This is a genomic window from Paraburkholderia sp. Cy-641, from assembly GCF_011752945.1.
Lineage (GTDB): Bacteria > Pseudomonadota > Gammaproteobacteria > Burkholderiales > Burkholderiaceae > Paraburkholderia.
In genome coordinates this window covers 38,149-56,322 of record NZ_VWWM01000009.1, presented here as the reverse complement: position 1 = coordinate 56,322, position 18,174 = coordinate 38,149, and the positions used below count along the sequence as shown (strand labels likewise).

The 18,174-nt window shown below is 63.8% G+C and carries 21 protein-coding genes; 5 read left to right on the top strand and 16 right to left on the bottom strand.

Annotated features, from left to right (window positions below):
* Positions 1-40 precede the first annotated feature (40 nt).
* Together F3J20_RS07285 and argG are read right to left on the bottom strand one after the other, a co-directional pair.
* The gene (locus F3J20_RS07285) at positions 41-214 is read right to left on the bottom strand and encodes a hypothetical protein (protein ID WP_167282802.1); all 174 of its coding nucleotides are present in this window, start codon (positions 212-214) and stop codon (positions 41-43) included.
* A gap of 63 nt (positions 215-277) precedes the next feature.
* A complete protein-coding gene (gene argG, locus F3J20_RS07280; protein WP_167038140.1) occupies positions 278-1,612 on the bottom strand; it encodes an argininosuccinate synthase in 1,335 nt (444 codons plus the stop codon).
* Positions 1,613-1,894: 282 nt separating this feature from the next.
* On the opposite strand from argG, the gene F3J20_RS07275 reads away from it, so the two are divergent.
* Positions 1,895-3,112 carry an amidohydrolase family protein gene (locus F3J20_RS07275; protein WP_167282800.1) on the top strand — a complete coding sequence of 406 codons (1,218 nt, stop codon included), beginning with the start codon at positions 1,895-1,897 and terminating at the stop codon, positions 3,110-3,112.
* A gap of 35 nt (positions 3,113-3,147) precedes the next feature.
* Here the strand turns inward: F3J20_RS07275 and phnX are convergent, their stop codons facing one another.
* Together phnX and F3J20_RS07265 are read right to left on the bottom strand one after the other, a co-directional pair.
* Positions 3,148-3,951 (bottom strand): phosphonoacetaldehyde hydrolase, encoded by an 804-nt coding sequence (phnX, locus tag F3J20_RS07270; RefSeq protein WP_167282798.1) that lies wholly within the window; start codon positions 3,949-3,951, stop codon positions 3,148-3,150.
* Between the two features lie 74 nt (positions 3,952-4,025).
* Positions 4,026-5,306, bottom strand: a complete 1,281-nt coding sequence (locus F3J20_RS07265) for a 2-aminoethylphosphonate--pyruvate transaminase (protein ID WP_167282796.1) — start codon at positions 5,304-5,306, stop codon at positions 4,026-4,028.
* 119 nt (positions 5,307-5,425) lie between these two features.
* On the opposite strand from F3J20_RS07265, the gene F3J20_RS07260 reads away from it, so the two are divergent.
* Positions 5,426-6,346: a LysR substrate-binding domain-containing protein gene (locus F3J20_RS07260; protein ID WP_167282794.1), complete on the top strand. Its 921-nt coding sequence runs from the start codon at positions 5,426-5,428 to the stop codon at positions 6,344-6,346.
* An 83-nt stretch (positions 6,347-6,429) separates the two neighbouring features.
* Here F3J20_RS07260 and F3J20_RS07255 read toward each other — a convergent pair whose 3' ends face one another.
* The 5 genes from F3J20_RS07255 to F3J20_RS07235 form a co-directional block, all read right to left on the bottom strand.
* Positions 6,430-6,783: a hypothetical protein gene (locus tag F3J20_RS07255; protein WP_167282792.1), complete on the bottom strand. Its 354-nt coding sequence runs from the start codon at positions 6,781-6,783 to the stop codon at positions 6,430-6,432.
* 59 nt (positions 6,784-6,842) lie between these two features.
* Positions 6,843-7,100 (bottom strand): hypothetical protein, encoded by a 258-nt coding sequence (locus F3J20_RS07250; RefSeq protein ID WP_167282790.1) that lies wholly within the window; start codon positions 7,098-7,100, stop codon positions 6,843-6,845.
* 60 nt (positions 7,101-7,160) lie between these two features.
* Positions 7,161-7,571, bottom strand: a complete 411-nt coding sequence (locus F3J20_RS07245) for a hypothetical protein (RefSeq protein ID WP_167282788.1) — start codon at positions 7,569-7,571, stop codon at positions 7,161-7,163.
* 347 nt (positions 7,572-7,918) lie between these two features.
* The gene (locus F3J20_RS07240; RefSeq protein WP_167282786.1) at positions 7,919-8,665 is read right to left on the bottom strand and encodes a glucose 1-dehydrogenase; all 747 of its coding nucleotides are present in this window, start codon (positions 8,663-8,665) and stop codon (positions 7,919-7,921) included.
* The gene (locus tag F3J20_RS07235; RefSeq protein WP_167282784.1) at positions 8,662-9,021 is read right to left on the bottom strand and encodes a hypothetical protein; all 360 of its coding nucleotides are present in this window, start codon (positions 9,019-9,021) and stop codon (positions 8,662-8,664) included. The genes F3J20_RS07240 and F3J20_RS07235 overlap by 4 nt, the downstream gene beginning before the upstream one ends.
* A gap of 32 nt (positions 9,022-9,053) precedes the next feature.
* On the opposite strand from F3J20_RS07235, the gene F3J20_RS07230 reads away from it, so the two are divergent.
* A complete protein-coding gene (locus F3J20_RS07230; protein WP_240158737.1) occupies positions 9,054-10,415 on the top strand; it encodes an MFS transporter in 1,362 nt (453 codons plus the stop codon).
* Positions 10,416-10,687: 272 nt separating this feature from the next.
* On the opposite strand, the gene F3J20_RS07225 is transcribed toward F3J20_RS07230, so the two are convergent.
* Entirely contained in the window at positions 10,688-11,461 is a 774-nt protein-coding gene (locus tag F3J20_RS07225) for a sulfite exporter TauE/SafE family protein (protein WP_167038120.1), read from the bottom strand.
* Positions 11,462-11,688: 227 nt separating this feature from the next.
* On the opposite strand from F3J20_RS07225, the gene F3J20_RS07220 reads away from it, so the two are divergent.
* Positions 11,689-12,573: a LysR family transcriptional regulator gene (locus F3J20_RS07220; protein ID WP_167038118.1), complete on the top strand. Its 885-nt coding sequence runs from the start codon at positions 11,689-11,691 to the stop codon at positions 12,571-12,573.
* A 223-nt stretch (positions 12,574-12,796) separates the two neighbouring features.
* Positions 12,797-13,684 carry a LysR family transcriptional regulator gene (locus F3J20_RS07215; RefSeq protein WP_167282782.1) on the top strand — a complete coding sequence of 296 codons (888 nt, stop codon included), beginning with the start codon at positions 12,797-12,799 and terminating at the stop codon, positions 13,682-13,684.
* Positions 13,685-13,733: 49 nt separating this feature from the next.
* Here the strand turns inward: F3J20_RS07215 and F3J20_RS07210 are convergent, their stop codons facing one another.
* The 6 genes from F3J20_RS07210 to F3J20_RS07185 form a co-directional block, all read right to left on the bottom strand.
* Positions 13,734-14,405 (bottom strand): DUF799 domain-containing protein, encoded by a 672-nt coding sequence (locus F3J20_RS07210; RefSeq protein ID WP_167282780.1) that lies wholly within the window; start codon positions 14,403-14,405, stop codon positions 13,734-13,736.
* Between the two features lie 10 nt (positions 14,406-14,415).
* Positions 14,416-14,781, bottom strand: a complete 366-nt coding sequence (locus F3J20_RS07205) for a DUF4810 domain-containing protein (RefSeq protein WP_167282778.1) — start codon at positions 14,779-14,781, stop codon at positions 14,416-14,418.
* A gap of 209 nt (positions 14,782-14,990) precedes the next feature.
* Positions 14,991-15,656 (bottom strand): CsgG/HfaB family protein, encoded by a 666-nt coding sequence (locus F3J20_RS07200; protein WP_167038673.1) that lies wholly within the window; start codon positions 15,654-15,656, stop codon positions 14,991-14,993.
* Between the two features lie 481 nt (positions 15,657-16,137).
* Positions 16,138-16,512, bottom strand: a complete 375-nt coding sequence (locus F3J20_RS07195) for a copper resistance protein CopC (RefSeq protein WP_167038110.1) — start codon at positions 16,510-16,512, stop codon at positions 16,138-16,140.
* Positions 16,513-16,524: 12 nt separating this feature from the next.
* The gene (locus F3J20_RS07190; protein WP_167282891.1) at positions 16,525-17,379 is read right to left on the bottom strand and encodes a hypothetical protein; all 855 of its coding nucleotides are present in this window, start codon (positions 17,377-17,379) and stop codon (positions 16,525-16,527) included.
* A gap of 303 nt (positions 17,380-17,682) precedes the next feature.
* Complete coding sequence (locus F3J20_RS07185) at positions 17,683-18,129, bottom strand: DUF2946 domain-containing protein (RefSeq protein WP_167282776.1); 447 nt, start codon at positions 18,127-18,129, stop codon at positions 17,683-17,685.
* Positions 18,130-18,174 lie beyond the last annotated feature (45 nt).

Genomic DNA, 18,174 nt, shown 5'->3' with positions numbered 1-18,174 from the left:
CGCGAACCATGCCTCGTTGCGAGGCGATTTCATGCCGTATTCAGCAGACAAATACGTCGTACGAAGCTGTCGTGCGGAGCCGCTTCGACGTCGCGGCGATCAGGCGGATCGATGAGGAATTGGCGGCGGAAAAACGCAGCAGCGAGGAGGCAAAAGCACGAACGGACGGCGGAAAAAAGAAAACGGGGAAGGACATCCCTTCCCCGTTCTTCACGAGCCTGCTCCGGATTGACGCCCGGATTTACTCTCGCACGGACTCGCGCATTGACTCTGGCAGTTACTCTTTATCCGACTTCACCTGCGGCAGCGCCGAGACGTCGTTCGACGACAGCAGACCCACCTGCGAGTAGATACGCAGCTTGTCGCGCGTATCGGTGATGTCGAGATTGCGCATGGTCAACTGACCGATGCGGTCGCGCGGCGAGAACGTCGACGCGACCTTCTCCATCGACAGACGCTCGGGCTGATACGTGAGGTTCGGCGACTTCGTGCTGAGGATCGAGTAGTCGTTGCCACGGCGCAGCTCGACCGTCACTTCGCCGGTGATCGCGCGCGCGACCCAGCGCTGTGCCGTTTCACGCAGCATGATCGCCTGCGGATCGAACCAGCGGCCCTGGTACAGCAGACGGCCGAGACGGCGGCCGTTTTCGCGGTACTGCTCGATCGTGTCTTCGTTATGGATGCCGGTAACGAGACGCTCGTACGCGATGTTCAGAAGCGCGAGGCCCGGAGCTTCGTAGATGCCGCGGCTCTTCGCCTCGATGATGCGGTTCTCGATCTGGTCGCTCATGCCGAGACCATGACGGCCGCCGATGCGGTTCGCTTCGAGCAGCAGCTCGACCGCGTTCGGGAACGTCTTGCCGTTCAGCGCGACCGGCTGGCCTTCCTCGAAGCGCACCGTCACTTCTTCCTTCGCGACCTGCACGTCGTCGCGCCAGAATGCGACGCCCATGATCGGGTTGACGATCTTGATGCCCGATTCGAGGCTTTCGAGGTCTTTCGCTTCGTGGGTCGCGCCGAGCAGGTTCGAGTCGGTCGAATACGCCTTCTCCGCCGACATCTTGTAGTCGAAGCCCGACTGGCGCATGAACTCGGACATTTCCGCGCGGCCGCCGAGTTCGTCGATAAACAGCTGGTCGAGCCAGGGCTTGTAGATTTTCAGGTCCGGGTTGACGAGCAGACCGTAGCGGTAGAAACGCTCGATGTCGTTGCCCTTGTACGTGCTGCCGTCGCCCCAGATGTTGACGCCGTCTTCCTTCATCGCGGCGACGAGCATCGTGCCCGTCACGGCGCGGCCGATCGGCGTCGTGTTGAAGTAGGTGACGCCCGCCGTCGAGATATGGAACGCGCCGCATTGCAGCGCCGCGATGCCTTCCGCGACCAGTTGCGCGCGGCAGTCGATCAGGCGCGCGCCTTCGGCGCCGTATTGCGTGGCGCGACGCGGGATCGAATCGTAGTCGTCTTCGTCGGGCTGACCGAGGTTGGCCGTGTAGGCATACGGCACGGCGCCCTTCTTGCGCATCCAGTGCAGCGCGGCGCTGGTGTCGAGGCCGCCGGAAAACGCGATACCGACCTTCTGGCCGATCGGAAGACTTTCAAGGATTGTGCTCATAAGCAGTAGCGTTAAACTCGACGTACGGGGAGATTGGGGGTAACAGCTGAGTATCGGGCAAGCCTGGCGATCAGGCAAGTTCGCGGGAGTATACCGTGAACAGGCGCTCAGCCTTGGTTTTTGCCCGCCGGCGGGGGCTTGCGCGGCCCGTATCGCCGTCTGTCCGTCGCGTCGCGAGCGGCCTGCGTTGCTCGCGCTTGAAACCGCTGTGCAATCGCTTTGTAGTCGCTTGGCAGCCGCGTTCATCGTCCCTGTCCTCACCCTCTTCCACTCGACGCCGCCATGACCACGACCGCCACGCCTCTCACGACGAACGCCTCGCTCATCACCAACGTGCGTCTTGCCGACGGCGCGCGCGTCGACGTATCGATTGCCGCCGGCCGCATCGCCGCGCTCGGTCCGGGCCTCGCGCGCGAACCCGGCATGCGGATCGAGGACGGTGCGGGCGCGCTGCTGCTGCCCGGTTTCATCGAAGGCCATACGCATCTGGACAAGACCCACTGGGGCATGCGCTGGTATCGCAACGAGGTCGGCCCGAAGCTCACCGACCGTATCGAGAACGAACGGCGCTGGCGCGCGCAAAGCGGCCACGATGCGGGCGCGCAGTCGCTTGCGCTCGCGCGCGCGTTCATGCAGGCGGGCACGACGCGTTTGCGCACGCACGTCGATATCGATACCGACGCGGGTCTGCGTCATCTCGACGGCGTGCTCGCGACGCGTCAGACCCTGCGCGACGTGTTCGACCTGCAGATCGTCGCGTTTCCGCAATCGGGGCTGCTCGGCCGGCCGGGCACCGACGCGCTGCTCGATCGCGCGCTGGCCGCCGGCGCCGACGTGCTCGGCGCGCTCGACCCGGCGCTCATCGACGGCGATCCCGTGCAGTCGCTCGACCTGACGTTCGGCCTCGCGCAGCGGCATCAGAAGCCGATCGACATTCATCTGCACGAGCCGGGGGAAATCGGTGCGTTTACGCTCGGCCTGCTGCTCGATCGCGTCGCGGCGCTCGGCATGCAGGGGCAGGTGGTAGTCAGTCACGCGTTCTGTCTCGGCGCACTGCCCGAGCGCGAACGCGATGCCCTGCTCGCGCGTCTCGCGGACCTGCGCGTCGCATTGCTGACCACCGCTCCACCGTCGGTGCCGGTGCCACCGCTCAAGGCCTGCCTCGAACACGGCGTGACGCTGTTCGGCGGCAACGACGGCATCCGCGATACGTGGACGCCCTACGGTTCACCCGACATGCTGGAACGCGCGATGCTGATCGCGATGCGCTACGGCCTGCGCCGCGACGACGACCTCGCGCTCGCGTTCGATTGCGTGAGCGGCGTGGCCGCGCGTGCGTGCGGATTCGAGTCGTATGGCTTGCAAGCCGGTGCGCGCGCCGACCTCGTGCTGGTCGACGCGGACACGCTCGCGCATGCGATCGTCGCGCGGCCGGTGCGCAAGCTCGTCATGGCCAACGGCAAGGTGGTCGCGCGCGATGGCGCGCTGGTTGCTCAGTAGACGCGCAGCAGGTCCAGTTCAGCGCGGAGAAAACCTCAGGGCCGCTCGCCACGCGCGAGCCGCGCGTCGATTTCGTGCACGACCGGCAGCAGATCGGCCACGCTGTCGATCACGTAATGCGCGCCCGCCGCCTTGAGCTTGCCGATCGCGGCGTGACGGCGCGCGGCGAACTCGTCGGCGGACAGTGCCTTCACTTCCGCTTCGCTCATGCCGAACGCGTTGCCGCTCACCGCGACGCCGACCGCCCACGTGCCGCCGTTGATGCCCTCTTCGATGCCGACCTCGGTATCGTCGACCTTGATCGCCTCGCGCGCGCGCCATACGCCCAGTTGCGGCAAGGTCTTGTAGATCATGTACGGCGACGGCCGCCCTTCCGGCGTATCGCCGGTGCAGACGATGCTGTCCGGCGAGAAGCCCTGCGCGGCCGCGCCCGGCACGATTTGGTCGATGATCTCGCGCGTATAGCCGGTGGTCGTGCCGATGCGCACGCCGTCGTGACGCAATGCGCTCGCGACTTCGGCGACGCCGGGAATCACCGCGCTATAGCTGGCCGCGACCGCGATGTTCTTCGGCACGAACACGTCGTACACGGCATCGATGTCGGCCTCGCCCGGCGCGTGGTCGTAGCGCTCGGCCCAGGCTTGCGCGACGCGCGGCAGCGCCATCAGCGCCGCGATATGCGGACGCTTGGCCATGCCCATCGGGCCGCGCGCTTCGTCGATCGTGACCGGCACGCCGAACTGCGCGAAGGTTTCGACGAATGCACCCATCGGCGCGCGCGAACCGTAATCGACCACTGTGCCGGCCCAATCGAAAATCACCGCTTTAACGTGCTTCATCTTTCCCGATCCTTTGCAATCCGAATGTGTTGCGCGAGTGCCGCACAAGTGCCTGTTGCACCTGTTGTGCCTGTTTACGCGGCCTGCGCGAGTTGCTTGCGTTCTTCGAGCGCGGCGGCTGGCGGCGCCGCATGCGGCACGCCCATCGTGCGCAGCGCCTGCGCACAGGCGTCGACGACGCGGCGCATCACGGACGCGTCGACCTGGCCGATGCAGCCGATGCGGAAACTGTCCACCACCGTCAGCTTGCCCGGATAGATGATGAAGCCCTGCTGCTTCATCAGTTCGTAAAACTGGGCGAATTCGAACGACGGATGGGCCGGCGAGAAAAACGTCACGATGATCGGCGAGCGCCAGTGCGCATTGAGCAGCGGCTCGAAGCCGAGTGTCTGCATGCCGGCGACCAGCACGTCGCGATTGTTTTCGTAGCGTGCGAGCCGCGCCGGCTGTCCGCCTTCGAGCGTGTAAAGACGCAGCGCCTCGATAAATGCCGCGACCGTATGCGTGGGCGGCGTGAAGCGCCATTGGCCCGTGCGGTTCATCACGTCCCATTGATCGTGCAGGTCGAGCGCGAGCGAATGGCTGCGGCCCTTCGCTTCCTGCAACGCGCTCTTGCGCGCGATCACGAAGCCGAAGCCCGGCACGCCCTCGATGCACTTGTTCGCCGACGAGACGAACGCCTCGCAGACGATCTGCCGCACGTCGAGCGGCACCGCGCCGAAGGCGCTCATCGAGTCGATCAGCAGCTTGCGGCCCTTCTTCGCGACGGCGGCCGCGATTTCCTCGAGCGGGTTCAGGATGCCCGAACTGGTTTCGCAATGAATTGCGACGACGTGCGTGATCGACGGATCGGCGTCGAGCATGCGCTCCACCTCGATGCCGCGCGGCGGCAGATAGTCACCCTTGTCGAGCAGCGTGCAGGCGCGGCCGAGATAGCCGAGCGTTGTCGCCGCGCGCTTGCCGTAGGCGCCGTTCGCGAGCACGAGCGCGTGGCCGTCGCGCGGGATCAGGCTGCCGAGCATCGCTTCGACGCAGTAGCTGCCGCTGCCTTGCAGCGGCACGCAGTCGTACTCGCCGGCGGTGTCGCCGGCAATTTCGAGCAGGCTCGCGCGCAGCTGCGCGGTCATCGCGCGGAAGTCGCCGTCCCACGAGCCCCAGTCGCGCAGCATCGCCTGCCTGGTCGCGAGCGCCGTGGTCAGCGGCCCCGGCGTCAGCAGATAGGGCTCGCCACCGGCCGGCGCGGCGCAGGCGTTTTGAGCGCGGGTGGCCGAAGACGCTGCCGGCGTGCCTGCCGGTGACGCCGGTTGTGCCGACGTGGCTGCTGCCGCTGCTGAACCGCCGATCACGCTTTCCATGTCCGCCACTCCGCTAGAACTGATGTCGATAGCCGACACAGTATAGAAAGCCTGTCCATCGGTAAAATCGATATAATTGATAGAGGTATCGCTAAAACTTATTCGATAGCGAGGCACACGTGCAATATGCGCAATTACGGGCGTTTCATGCGGTCGCGGAACACGGCGGGTTTTCGAAGGCGGCGCAGGCGCTGTCGCTGACGCAGCCGGCCGTGTCGGATCACGTGCGGCGGCTCGAACAGGATTACGGCGTCAAGCTGTTCGAGCGCGGGCCGCGCGGCGTCGCCACGACGGAACTCGGCTTGCGGCTTTTCAGCGTAACGCGGCAGATGCTCAGCTGCGAGCGCGACGCGCGGCAATTGCTCGAATCGGCGGGCGGGCTCGAATCGGGCTCGCTGTCGCTCGTCGCCGACGCGCCCGATCTCGCGGTCGCGCTGATCGGCGCGTTTCGCAAGCAGCACCCGGGCATCGTCGTGACGCTGTCGGTCGCCAATGCGGCCGAGTGCATGCAGCGCGTGCTGTCGAGCGCGGTCGACGCGGCGATCACCGCTGCGCCGCAGGTGCATAGCCGGCTCGAAGCACGCGTGTTGCGGCGCGACCCGCTCGTTGCGATGGTGCCGGCCGGCTACGCGGTCGCAAAAAAGCGCCGGCTCAGCTACGCGGAACTCGTCAGGCAGCCGATGATTTTCCGCGAGCCGCAATCGGTCACGCAGCAACTGCTCGAAATCGAACTCGTGCGCGAGTCGTTGCAGGTCGAGCCGGTGCTTTACGTCGACGGGCGCGAGGCGCTGGAAGAAGCGGTCGCGCAAGGCATGGGCGTCGGCGTGATCGCGCGCGCGGAATTCAAGGAGTCGCGGCGCATCCGGATGGTGCCGCTACAGGATTGCCAGGTGCAGATGACCGAATCGCTGACGCGGCTCGCCGAACGGCCGGGCTCGAATCTGCTCGATGCGTTGTTTGCGGTGGAGTTGGCGGGGGTGGTCGAGGGGGAGCCGGAGTCGGTTAAGGCCGATTCCACGCTGGTGCCGCATAGTTCGTAAAATTTCTGTGCACTGGAAAGACGGACAGCAAAAAGCCGACCCGCGAGAGTCGGCTTTTCGTTGATAGGCATGCGAATGGTGAACTACCGATACTCGTCAATCTCAAGTGTCTCGAACTCGACAGCCAACTCCGCGCCGGCCGTTGCAAGGATTATCGCGACCTGGCGCCCCGGCGTGTCAGAAAAGCGCTCGCTTTTCGAAAGCATGGCAAGTGCGAGGTCGTAATTCGTATCCCCCGGCTTGAGAAGCTTTAACTCGAAGACAATGTTATTGGATACGCTGAAATGTTCAACGGTGCAGCGACTGGTTCCGCTAAAAGTGGCGGTTGCCCGCTTCCCGTCATCTTCCAGCAGGACAATGAGTTTATGCCTGTCGCGAACGGCAAGAGCACTGATATTCCAGTCGTGGAAGTAGTTGAATTGAGTTAACTTGTCCATCAAACAATCACTTTTCAAGGCAGCCGGGAATACTCATTGAACGACAAACAGAAAACGCGCTAAGGCGCGGGCGTGACCGAAATGAACTGCTTCAACTCCGGCTTGTATTCAGCCAGCAGGCTCAGAATGGCCGCACCGAAACGACGTGCGAATTCGTCGTCAATGTTGAAATCGAACTCTTCCAGCAGCACGGGAATATCCAGTTTCCCCTCACACAGGGGACGTACCTCAGCCTCGGCGACAGCATTGCACACCAGCATTTTTTGCTCGGTATCGTAATGAACGACAATCGAACTGGGGGTTCTTTGCTTGCTCATATTGGTCTCGTGTATCCCATGCAAGTGTTGGCATGGCTTGACGCACATTCAACGTAACCGCTACTGCCTCGTACAACACTTGTTAGGGCAGTCAGGCTCAAACGAGATTTCAACGCGCCGACCGTTTTCGACATCGTTCTTCGAATAGACTCGTGAACTTGCCTTTACCGTTCCACGCAAGAAGCCAAATTGATCGAGCACGGCTCTACCCGCTATCAGGCGCGCTTGGGCCAATTGCGCTGGATTCCGTTCGCGTTCCTCAGCATGCCCGCTCACCCACGTTATTTCTTTGGTTTTGTGATTCGCGTAGGTAATCTTTTGATTGGCTACCCAGTTGACTAGTCGTAAAACCTCGTCGGCGGGAATAATCGCGCTATCTGGCGGGAAATAGATATCGAAATTCTCGCCAGGCATACATGCGAAAACGGATCCCGATATCAGCATCGAAAGAATGGCATAGAGCTTATGCATTGTAGGTGACATATCCGGCGATGCTGTCAGCGTTATCGATTGCTCTTTTAAAGTCATTCCGGCAAAACATGAGGACTCCGCTGCACAGCAGCTTTCGGGCGAAACGCTGATCGTAGCAGTTCATAGGCACCCAGCGGTACATCTACAACGAGCCTTGACAACTTTTAACTTCGCATAGGAATGCGATTGGTTTTTGATCTGTGCCAAGGCGAATTTGATATATCGCAAACACGCAAAGCAAACGACAAACCCAACGACAAACGGCGCGGCCTTCCCCACTTCAGGCCACGCCGCTCGCAACGAGCGTTACATCCAATCAAACCAACGCCAAATCAATACCCCCCACCTCACCGCAGCCCGCCACTCGCGATCAACGCTTCTCCCGTCAACCAGCGCGAATCGTCCGAGGCGAGGAACGTCACGACATCGGCGATATCGTCGGGCCGGCCGATGCGTCCGAGCGGCGTTGCGCTGAGCGTCCACGTTTCGAGGTCGGAGCCGATCACGCCGGCGCTATGCGCGCCCTCGGTCTCGACCATGCCCGGATTAACCGCGTTGACGCGAATCCTGCGCGGGCCGAGTTCCTTCGCGAGCACGCCCGTGATGCCGTCGACCGCGCTCTTGGTCGCCGTATAGACCGCGCTGCCCGACGGCGTGATGCGGCTCACGATCGAGCCCACGTTGACGATGCTCGCGCCCTCGCCGAGATGCTTGACGGCCGCCTGGGTCACGAGCAGCAGACCGAGCACGTTGATATTGAAGTGGCGATGAAAATGCTCCTCAGTGATCGCTTCGATCGGCGCGAATTCGTAGACGCCCGAGTTGTTGACGAGGATATCGAGCTGGCCATACGTCTCGACGGCCGCATCGACGATGCCCTGCGCGTCCGCGGCCTTCGACACGTCGCCGCCGACGGCGACCGCCTTGCCGCCCCCTTCGGCGATGTCGGCGACCACCTTGTCGGCGCCCGCGCGGCTCGACGCGTAGTTCACCACCACCGACGCGCCCTGCGCCGCCAATGCCTTCGCAATCGCCGCACCGATGCCTTTCGATGCGCCCGTCACAACCGCTACCTTGCCAGTGAGCTTGCTCATGATGTGTCCTCTGAAGGGTTCGCGCCGGCGTGCCGCTGCGGGAAACCGCAGGGTCCACGCCGATGAAGCTGCAAATGCAGTGGCGCTGTCATTGAACACAATGTAGGTAGCGCGGCGAGCCGGATAAAGCGAATCGAGCCGAACAGATACGCCGGTTGCGGCGAACAATCGACCAGGCGACCAGCCGGCTTGCGCCGGATCGCGTCATTTACACGGGCCTTACGGCCATTGTTTTCCGCTTTGCGCGTCCAGCCGATGCTTCTATAATCGTCCCATCTGTAAATCATCGTTTCACATATAAAACAAAAGACGCTTATCCCTTCGAGCCGCCATTCGGCGAATCCCATCGAATCCATCGCGCTCGCCGTCTTCTGAACGAGAACCTGTCATGTCTGCCTTGCGCCCCACCCGTGTGCGTTACTGGATGCTGTTGCTGGTGTTCGTCGGCACCGTCGTCAACTATCTCGACCGCGCGAATCTCGCCGTCGCCGCGCCGCTGATGAAAAACGAGTTCGGGCTCGGCCCGGTCGAACTGGGCTTTATCTTCTCCGCGTATTCGTGGACCTACGTGATCGCGAACATTCCGGGCGGCTGGGTCGTCGACCGTTTCGGCTCGCGCGTGATGTATGCGTGCGCGATCTTCATCTGGTCCGCATTCACGTTCGCACAGGGTTTCGCGGGACGTTTCGCGACGTTGTTCGGTTTGCGCCTCGGCGTGGGCGTCGCCGAAGCGCCGACCTTTCCGGTCAACAATCGCGTCGTCTCGATCTGGTTCGCGCAGCACGAGCGCGGCTTCGCGACGAGTGTCTATCTGGTCGGGCAGTACGTCGGCATGGCGGCGCTCACGCCGCTGCTGTTCTGGATCGCGCATCGCTTCGGATGGCGCGAGATTTTTCTGTTCACGGGCGCGCTCGGCATCGTCTGGGCCGCGGTCTGGTACGCGATGTATCGGGACCCGGAGCACAGCCGGTGCGTCAATGCGGCCGAGCTCGACTATCTGCGCGAAGGCGGCGCGCTGATCGACCGTCAGACCGGCACGCGGCAACATCACGCGTTTCCGTGGCGCAAGCTCGGTGTGCTGTTTCGCAACCGGCAGATCATCGCGATCTGCGCGGGCAAGTTCGCTTCGCTGTCGTCGCTGTATTTCTTCCTGACGTGGTTCCCGACCTATCTGATCTCCGAGCGCCACATGACGATCCTGAAGGCCGGCAGCGCGAGCGCGGTGCCGTTCGTCGCGGCGTCGGTCGGCGTGGTCGCGGGCGGGCTGTTATCGGACTGGCTGCTGCGGCGCGGCGCCTCGGTCGCGACCGCGCGCAAGACGCCGATCATGACGGGCCTGCTGCTCGTGCCGACGATGACGCTCGCGGTACTGACCGACACCAACTGGATCGTGATCGCGATCATGTCGTTCGCGTTCTTCGCGCAGGGTGTCGCGTCGGCCTCGTGGTCGCTCGTCGCCGACATCGCGCCCGAAGGCATGGTCGGCATCACGGGCGGCGCGGTCAATTTCGCGGGCAACCTGTCGGGCATCGTGACGCCGATCGCGATCGGCTTCATCGTGCGCGCGACCGGTTCGTTCGGCTGGGCGCTCGGGCTCATCAGCCTGTTCGCGATCATTGCCGTGCTGTGCTACACGTTCCTGCTCGGCGAGGTGAAGCGGATCGAGATTGGAGATGAGCGGCGCAATGCAACTGACAATGCGGGGCCGCGTGACGCCGCGCGGGATTCGGCTGATGAAACGCGTGTGTGAGGCGAGTCCACGGTGGTGAGTCAACGCGGGTGAAGTGAAGCCGGTTGAAATTGCCAGGGTATGCCAACGAGTGCCGATGCGTGCCGATACGCAACATGCGCAACGTGCACATCATGCGCACCGGCGCTCGGCAAGCCACACCGCCGCTCACCGCCTGCGCATGAGCGCAATCTGCACGGCCACGCTCGCGAGCACCGCGAGCGCGCCGAGCGTATCCAGAATAACGGGCCACACGATCTCCCTCCTTCGATATCCACTGCGCTCCTGTCTTGTCAAACGAACGCGCGCGCGGTCAATTGAACGCCGAGGCCGAGCAGACAGACGAAGAACCAGCGCCGGAAACTCGCCGCGCCGATGCGTCCGCGCACGCGCTGGCCGAGCCACATGCCGACGAGCGCCGGCAGCACGGCGGCAAGCGAGTTGCCCAGATCGTCGAGCGCGAATGCATGCGCGCCGGCGAGTCCGATCGCGAGTGCGAGCGTCGACACCGTGAACGACAGTCCGAGCGCCTGCACGAGGTCCTCTTTTTTCAGGTCGAGCCCCTGCAGATAGGGGACGGCCGGCACGACGAACACGCCGGTTCCACCGGTCAGCACACCGGTCGCCACGCCGATCACGGGCGAGAGCCAGCGCTCGTGGCGCGCCGGCACCGGAAAGCGCCACGCGAGCAGGCCGGCCGCCGCATAGAGCATCAAGGCGGCGCCGAGTCCCGCGACCGCCCATGCGCCGCCTCCGCCCGCGATGAACGGCGCGGCCACGAGCGTGCCGACGACGATGCCGGCCATCATCGGCCAGAGGCGCTGCGCGAGCGCGCGCACGCTCGCTCCCGCGAACAGTTGCCACATGTTCGTGACGAACGACGGCAACAGCAGCAGCGCGGCCGCCTGCGCCGGCAGCATCAGCGTGCCGAGCACGCCCATCGCGACCGTCGGCAGCCCCATGCCCGTTACGCCCTTGACGAAGCCGGCCACGACGAAGGTGACGGCCACGGTGCCGACACGCGCGACGACAGGCAGGGCAAGCAGCGGCGCAAACGAAGAGGCCATCGGCGGAATTCCGTTGAAGAAGCGATGCTGGCGATTTTCAAGCGCCGCAACGCGCTCCACAATGCGTAAGATACGTAGCGTGGCTTAGTCTGGGGCTAAGGCAGAAGCTCAAGCTGAAACGCTGAAGCTTTAGCGATGCCGTGCTGAAGCCAGCGCCCCGGATCGAACCACCCCAACACTTCGAGCTTCACCCACCCTCTCTCGCGGCTTGCCCCGCCCTCTCGCCCATGCGCTTCGACCTCATCGATCTGCGGCTCTTTCTGCACATTCTCGATACCGGCAGCATCACGCACGGCGCCGCGCGCACGCATATGTCGCTGCCGTCGGCGAGCGCTCGGCTGCGCGGCATGGAAGAAACGCTCGGCATGCCGCTGCTCGAACGCGGCCGCCGTGGCGTCGAGTCGACACCGACCGGCGACACGCTCGCGCATCATGCGCGGCTCGTGCTCGGCCAGATCGACAGAATGCAGGGCGAGCTCGGCGAGCATCAGCAAGGACGCAAGGCATGCATCCGGCTGTGGACCAATACCGCGGCGATCACCGAGTTTCTGCCGTCCGCGATCGGGGTTTTTCTGCGCGAGCATCCGAACGTGCAGGTCGATCTGAAGGAGCGCCAGAGCAGCGAGACGGTCAAGGCGGTGCTGAGCGGCACGGCGGAGATCGGCATCGTCTCCGATGCGGTCGAGCACGGGGCCTTGCAAACGCTGCCGTTCGCGGTCGACACACTCGTGCTCGTCACGAGCCGCGACGATGCGCTGGCCGCGCGCCGGCGCGTCGCGCTCGCGGAAGTGACGGAGCGTGAGTTCATCGGCCTGAGCGCGGACAGCGCGCTGCAAACCTATCTCGGCGAACGCGCGTTGCTGGCCGGCCAGGCGCTCGCGTTCCGCGCGAACGTGCGCACTTTCGACGGCGTTTGCCGCATGGTCGAACAGGGCGCGGGCATCGGCATCGTGCCGGCCACGGCCGCGAAGCGCTATCGTGGCACACCGGGTATTCGCACAATCGAACTGAGCGATCCGTGGGCCACGCGCCGTTTGCTGATCTGCATGCGCGACCTGAATACGATGCCGCGCGCGGAAAAAGCCTTGGTCCGGCATCTGGCGGGCATCTAGCGAACCTGCTTCGCATCGCTTCAGACGATGCGCGGCCGCGCTCGCGATTTCACGGCTATTGCTATCATTCGTTGCCGTCCCGGACCGCTGCACCGGGAGCACGGGCGGGCATGCTCAAGCGTGCTCGGGCACCAGCAGGCGTAAGCAGGCACAAGCAGGCACGCCCAGACAGACAAAAAGGAAACACACCCGGCATGCCGTCCGGCACGCACGAGAGGTATGCATGGAATTTCGCCAGCTTCGCTACTTCATCGCGGTCGCAGAGGAAATGAACATCACGCGGGCGGCCAACCGTCTGCATATGACGCAGCCGCCGCTCTCGCGGCAGATCCAGCAGATCGAGGAAAGCGTGGGCCTGCCGCTCTTCGAGCGCGGCTCGCGGCCCTTGCGGCTCACCGAGGCCGGGCGCATTTTCTACACCCAGGCGAAACGGCTCGTCGACGAAGCCGACGAACTCGCGCCGCTCACGCGCCGGCTCGCGCAACTGGCCGAGCGCATCGTGATCGGCTTCGTGCCGTCGACGCTCTATGGCGCCCTGCCCGCCGTGATCCGCGCGTTTCGCGAGGCCGCGCCGAATATCGAGCTCTCGCTGATCGAAATGTTCACGATCGAGCAACTGGCCGCGCTCAAGGGCGGCCGTATCGACGTGGGCTTCGGCCGTCTGCGTTTCGACGACGAACAGCTCGCGCGCGAAGTGCTCGTCGAGGAACGTATGATCGCCGCACTGCCGCAAGACCATCCGCTCGCGCGGCAAAAGAAGCCGTTAACGCTCGCGGCGCTGGCTCAGGAAACGCTGATCGTCTATCCGAGCACGCCGCGGCCGAGCTATGCCGACCAGCAGCTTTCGGCGATGCACGATCAGGCGCTCGAACCGAAGGCGATTCATGAAGTGCGCGAATTGCAGACCGCGCTCGGTCTCGTCGCGGCGCAGGTGGGCGTGTGCCTCGTGCCGGAGAGCGTCGAGGGTCTGCGCGCGCATGGCGTCGCGTACCGGCAGATTCCGTCGGCCAATGCCGCGTCGCCGATCATCATGAGCCGCCGTCTGCAGGACGAATCGCCCGCGACGACGCTCATGTGCTCGCTCGCGCGGCAGTTGTTCAAGCGGAGCTAAGGGTCAACTGAGGGGCAACCGGGGGCCGCGGTGTGGAAAGCGCGGCGCGTCAATCCGTGCCGTACTTCGGCGAACGCGGCCCATACAGCAGCCCGTTCGGCGGCCCTGCCGACAGCAGACGCGCGCTCGTCAGGCCCGCCACCTCGTGGCCTTCGTCCATCAGCGAATGCGCGACCTGCCTGACCGCCGCCTGCACGAGCATTCCGACGAGCCCGCCGCCCAGGCTGACGTTCATGCCGACCTCTTTGCCGGTTGCGCTGCCGAGGCCTTGCCAGAGCACGTCGCCGGTTTTCAGATCGACGAGTTTCGCCGACGCGGCGACGACCGTCGTGCTGTCGATGATCTGGTAGACCGAGCCGTATTGCGTGATCTTCGAATACAGCACGGCGTCCGCGCCGAAGATGTCGCGCAGCTTCGCGGGCGCGACCTGCTCGATGTCATTTGTCGTCGTAAGGCCGTTCTGTTTGAAGGTCTCGTCCATCAGCGCGACCGGAATCACGTAGTAGCCGGCTTCCGCGAGCGGCAACGTCATTTGCGACAACACGCTCGACGACGCCTTCACGTCCGCCGTCTCATTCACGGGCGGCAACACGAGAATCGCGCGCGGCTGCGCTTTCTTGAACGCGGTGTAATCCGCATGATGCGGCTGGCTCGCGCACGCGGCCAGCAGGCCGAGGATCGACAGCGCCGACACGAGCTTCAGTGAAATCAGTTTCAGCATGGCGTAGCTCTTATTGTGGTTTGGACTTCTTCAACAGAAAGTCCATGTACGTCGACGATTCGGGGAACAGCTGCTCCTCGGCCACGAATTCCTGCTGCGCGTCCTGGTCCTTGCCGACGCTCGCGTACAGCATGCCCAGATGCGCATGGAAACCGGGCGGCGGCGTCTTGCCCTGGGCGCGGATCGTCTGCTGCGCTTTTTCGAGCGCGTCGATCTGCTGCTGCGGGCTCGACTGTCCCTTGAAATATTCGTAGACCTGCGGCTGATAAGCGTCCCATTGGTACAGCGGCGCGGGCCGTTGCGCCGCGCATCCGCCAAGCAGTGTCGCGGCGACGAGCGGCAACCATGCGCCTTTCGTCATGAAGGTGGTTTTCATTGGATCGATGAGGTGAGTCGAAAAAAGAGTGGGCAGCGCGATGCGGAACGTGGGGAGAAATTCGGTATGAAGTGTGATTTCAAGCGTGATTTCAAGCGCGACTTCAAACGTAATTTCAAACAGGATTTCAAGCGCGACTTCGGACGTGAAGCGAATCGCGCGCCGCACCGCATTGCGCTATTTGTGAGGTGTTCCGTTCTGGCGTGCGCTTATCTGGCGGCGTTCAACGCGCCGGCATCGACCTGTTCGACGAGATGATTGACCGCTTCCTGAATCGCCAGATCGAGCACCTTGCCGTTCAGCGTCGAGTCGTAACCGGCGGTGCCGCCGAAGCCGATGATCTCGCGGTTCGACAGGCTGAATTCTCCCGCGCCCTGGCTCGACAGCACGACTTCGGACGTCGTCGTGTCGACGATATTGAGGTTGACCTTCGCGTAGGCGATCTGATTTTTGCCGCGGCCGAGAATGCCGAACAGTTGCTGATCGCCGACTTCCTTGCGGCCGAACTCGGTCACGTCGCCGGTCACGACGAAACGCGCGCCCTTCAGGTTCTGCGCTTTCTTCATGAACGCGGCTTCCTGCCTGATCTCGTCGAGATTGTCGCGATCGAGCACGTTGAAGCGATGCGTCTGTTGCAGACGCGTAATCAGGATTGTTTTCGCCTGGCTGCCGAGACGGTCGATACCGTCCGAGAAAATGCCGCGCATATAGCTCGAACGATTATCGAATTTGCCGAGCGAGACTTCGACCGGCTTGCCGGCATAAGGCGTTTGCGCACTGGAGACCACCGGCACCGGCAAGGTTTGCGACGATTCGGTTGCACAACCGCCCAAGGCGCCGGCGATGGAAAACAGCGCCAGCACGCCGAACTTCATAGACGTTTTCAAAGGATGGACCCCGATGGAAAGACCAGATAAACAGCTTCGCGAAGCGTCCGTTTCTTTTGCAGCGGACGTCGCCTGATCTGAATGATGAGCAATGGATCGCTTCGCAGCGGTGCTGCATGACGACGCGAACGGCAAGCGTTCGCGCGATGCCTGTCGCGCCGCCCAGCGGATCGCCACCTTATCGTGGCCGGCTGGCGCGAACTGTCACGCTTTGCAAAATACGTCGTACGTGTACAACGATTTCAGGAAATAAGCCTTGTCTGATTGATTCGAACTACTGCAAATCGGCTCGGCTTTTTATATGGTGACTCGGCGTTGGGATAGATGTTCTGGAACAGGCGAAATATGAGCCGCGCCATCGATGCTTTTAAAAACCCGATGACGCGGCCTGGCTTTTTAACCGGTTTTTCTACTGTTTTTTTCCGGCGTCCTATCTCAGTCTTATTTCACCTCATTGCCCCGACTTCATTTACTTCACATCGAACCCATAATCGCCATGCGTGCGATGTCCATCCGATGCGACGGCCACCCAATGCACGGTGTAGTGTCCCGCGGCGAGCATCGGCAACGGCACCGTCATCACGGCGGCCTGCTGCGCATCGACCGCGGATTTCTGCGCGTTGACCTGCTTGCCGCTCGCATCGGTGACGGTCAGCGAGCTGAACGCCGGTTCGAGCGGCCCGTCGAACGTGATCCGCACTTGCGCAGGCGAGGCGATCGTCGCGCCCGCGCCCGGCTCCTGCTTCTGCGGAAACACATGCGCGAATGCGGCGCTCGCGAGCGTGGCGCCGGCGAGCAATACGGCCGCGCGCAATGCGCGAGTCTTCAGGTTCTGTTTCATCATCGTTCTCCAGCGTTACTGAAAGAGTGGTTTGCCGAGCGTGGCGGGCGCGATATCGTCGAAGAACAGGTGCGCCTGCACCAGAATGCCGACGTGCGAGCCGCTTGCCCGGTTGAGCGGAATCTGCGCTTCGATACCGAATTGCCCGTAGCGATTCATCCAGATGAAGCCCGGATTGACCGTGCCGGTCGTTTGTCCCTGGCTGCGCGACAGCGGAATTTCCACGAGCGGAATCAGGTTCGCGAACGGCTGCGGCAGACCGGTGTCGTGGACGTGCTGCTGCAGATACGGCAGGCTGTACTGCACCGTGAAGCCATAGTCGAACGCGTTCGGCTGACCCGCGCCGGTGGTCAGCGCGGAGCCCGCCTCGGCCGTTACCGCGACGGGCCGCAGATAGGCGAGCGAGTCCGGCAGATCGCCCATGCCCTTGCCGACGTAGACGGTCGGCGAGATCGTCGAGAAGTTGTCGGCAATCGCGCGACTGCCGGTGCCGCCGAGTTCGGCGTTCACGCCGATCGAGGTCATCAGTTCGTGCGGCTCGTTCACGTACAGCAGGTACTTGAGGCCGACGCCGAAGTTGTCGAAGCCGCGCGCGCCCGGGTTGTTCTGCATGACGTAGCCGCCGTCGACCGAGACCGCGAGGCGCGGCGTAATCAGCTTGTCGTATTCGAAGCTGAACGTGTTGACGCTCTGGTCGCCGTTGTCGCCCGGTACGCGTTGATGGCCGTACTCGAAGTCGGCTTCGTCGCCGACGCCGGGGTCGTCGACGGCAAGCGTCGAGGGAAAGACGCGGTCGCCCGCGATTGCATGGGCATGGGCGAGCGACGGCGCGCCCAGCGCGATCAAGGCCGTGAGCAAGGCCGCCGGCATGGCAAGCGAGGCCGCGCCGACGGTTGCGTTGCAGGCCGCATTGAAGGCCGCGCCCGGCAGCCTGGCCGCGAAAGCGGCGACCGATGTGGTAACCGATACGGTAGCTGATGCGGCCGAAGCGCCGCACCGCGCCGGCGCGGCGGCCAACGCGAAAGCGGTGCGCGGCGCAGAGCCGCCGCGCGTTGCTGGAGTGTGCATGTGTGATCCTGTCTGTTCAGTTGCGACGGGCCGGCGCACGTCGGCGTATGAGCGTGCGCGAGCGGACGCGCGCGGCTGGGCGCGGCGCGTCGTCGAAAATGCGAGTCAGGAAGCGAACGGCGGGGCGCGAGGTTGCGCGAAGGCGAGCGGCTCGGCACGGCGTACGCTGTCGAAGCGAACCGCGACCTGCTGCCGATGCGTAGGGATCGCGACGGCGAACAGCGTCTCGACGCCCGGCATCACGGGCAGATGCGCGAGCAGACTGCAATAGCCGCAGGCGTCGCCATCCGACATCCACGCGTGCTTGCCGGGCGCATCGCCGGGCGCGCCGTCGTGCATCGGCATCGACATCCGCATGGCCGGCATCGATGCCCTAGCGCCGATCGCGTCGGCCTCCATGCCGTCCATCGACGCCCGGCAATGCGCGCCGGACAGCGCGGCAGCGGCGTCGCGGGCCGCGAGCGTATGCGAGATCGTCGGCGCGAGCGTCGTCATCAGGATCGCGAGCAATCCAAGCCAACTGCCGATCTTCCGGTGCAAACGGGTCAACATGCGGGGTAACGGGTGCGCGGCGCCAGGCGACGAAGTGACGGTCCT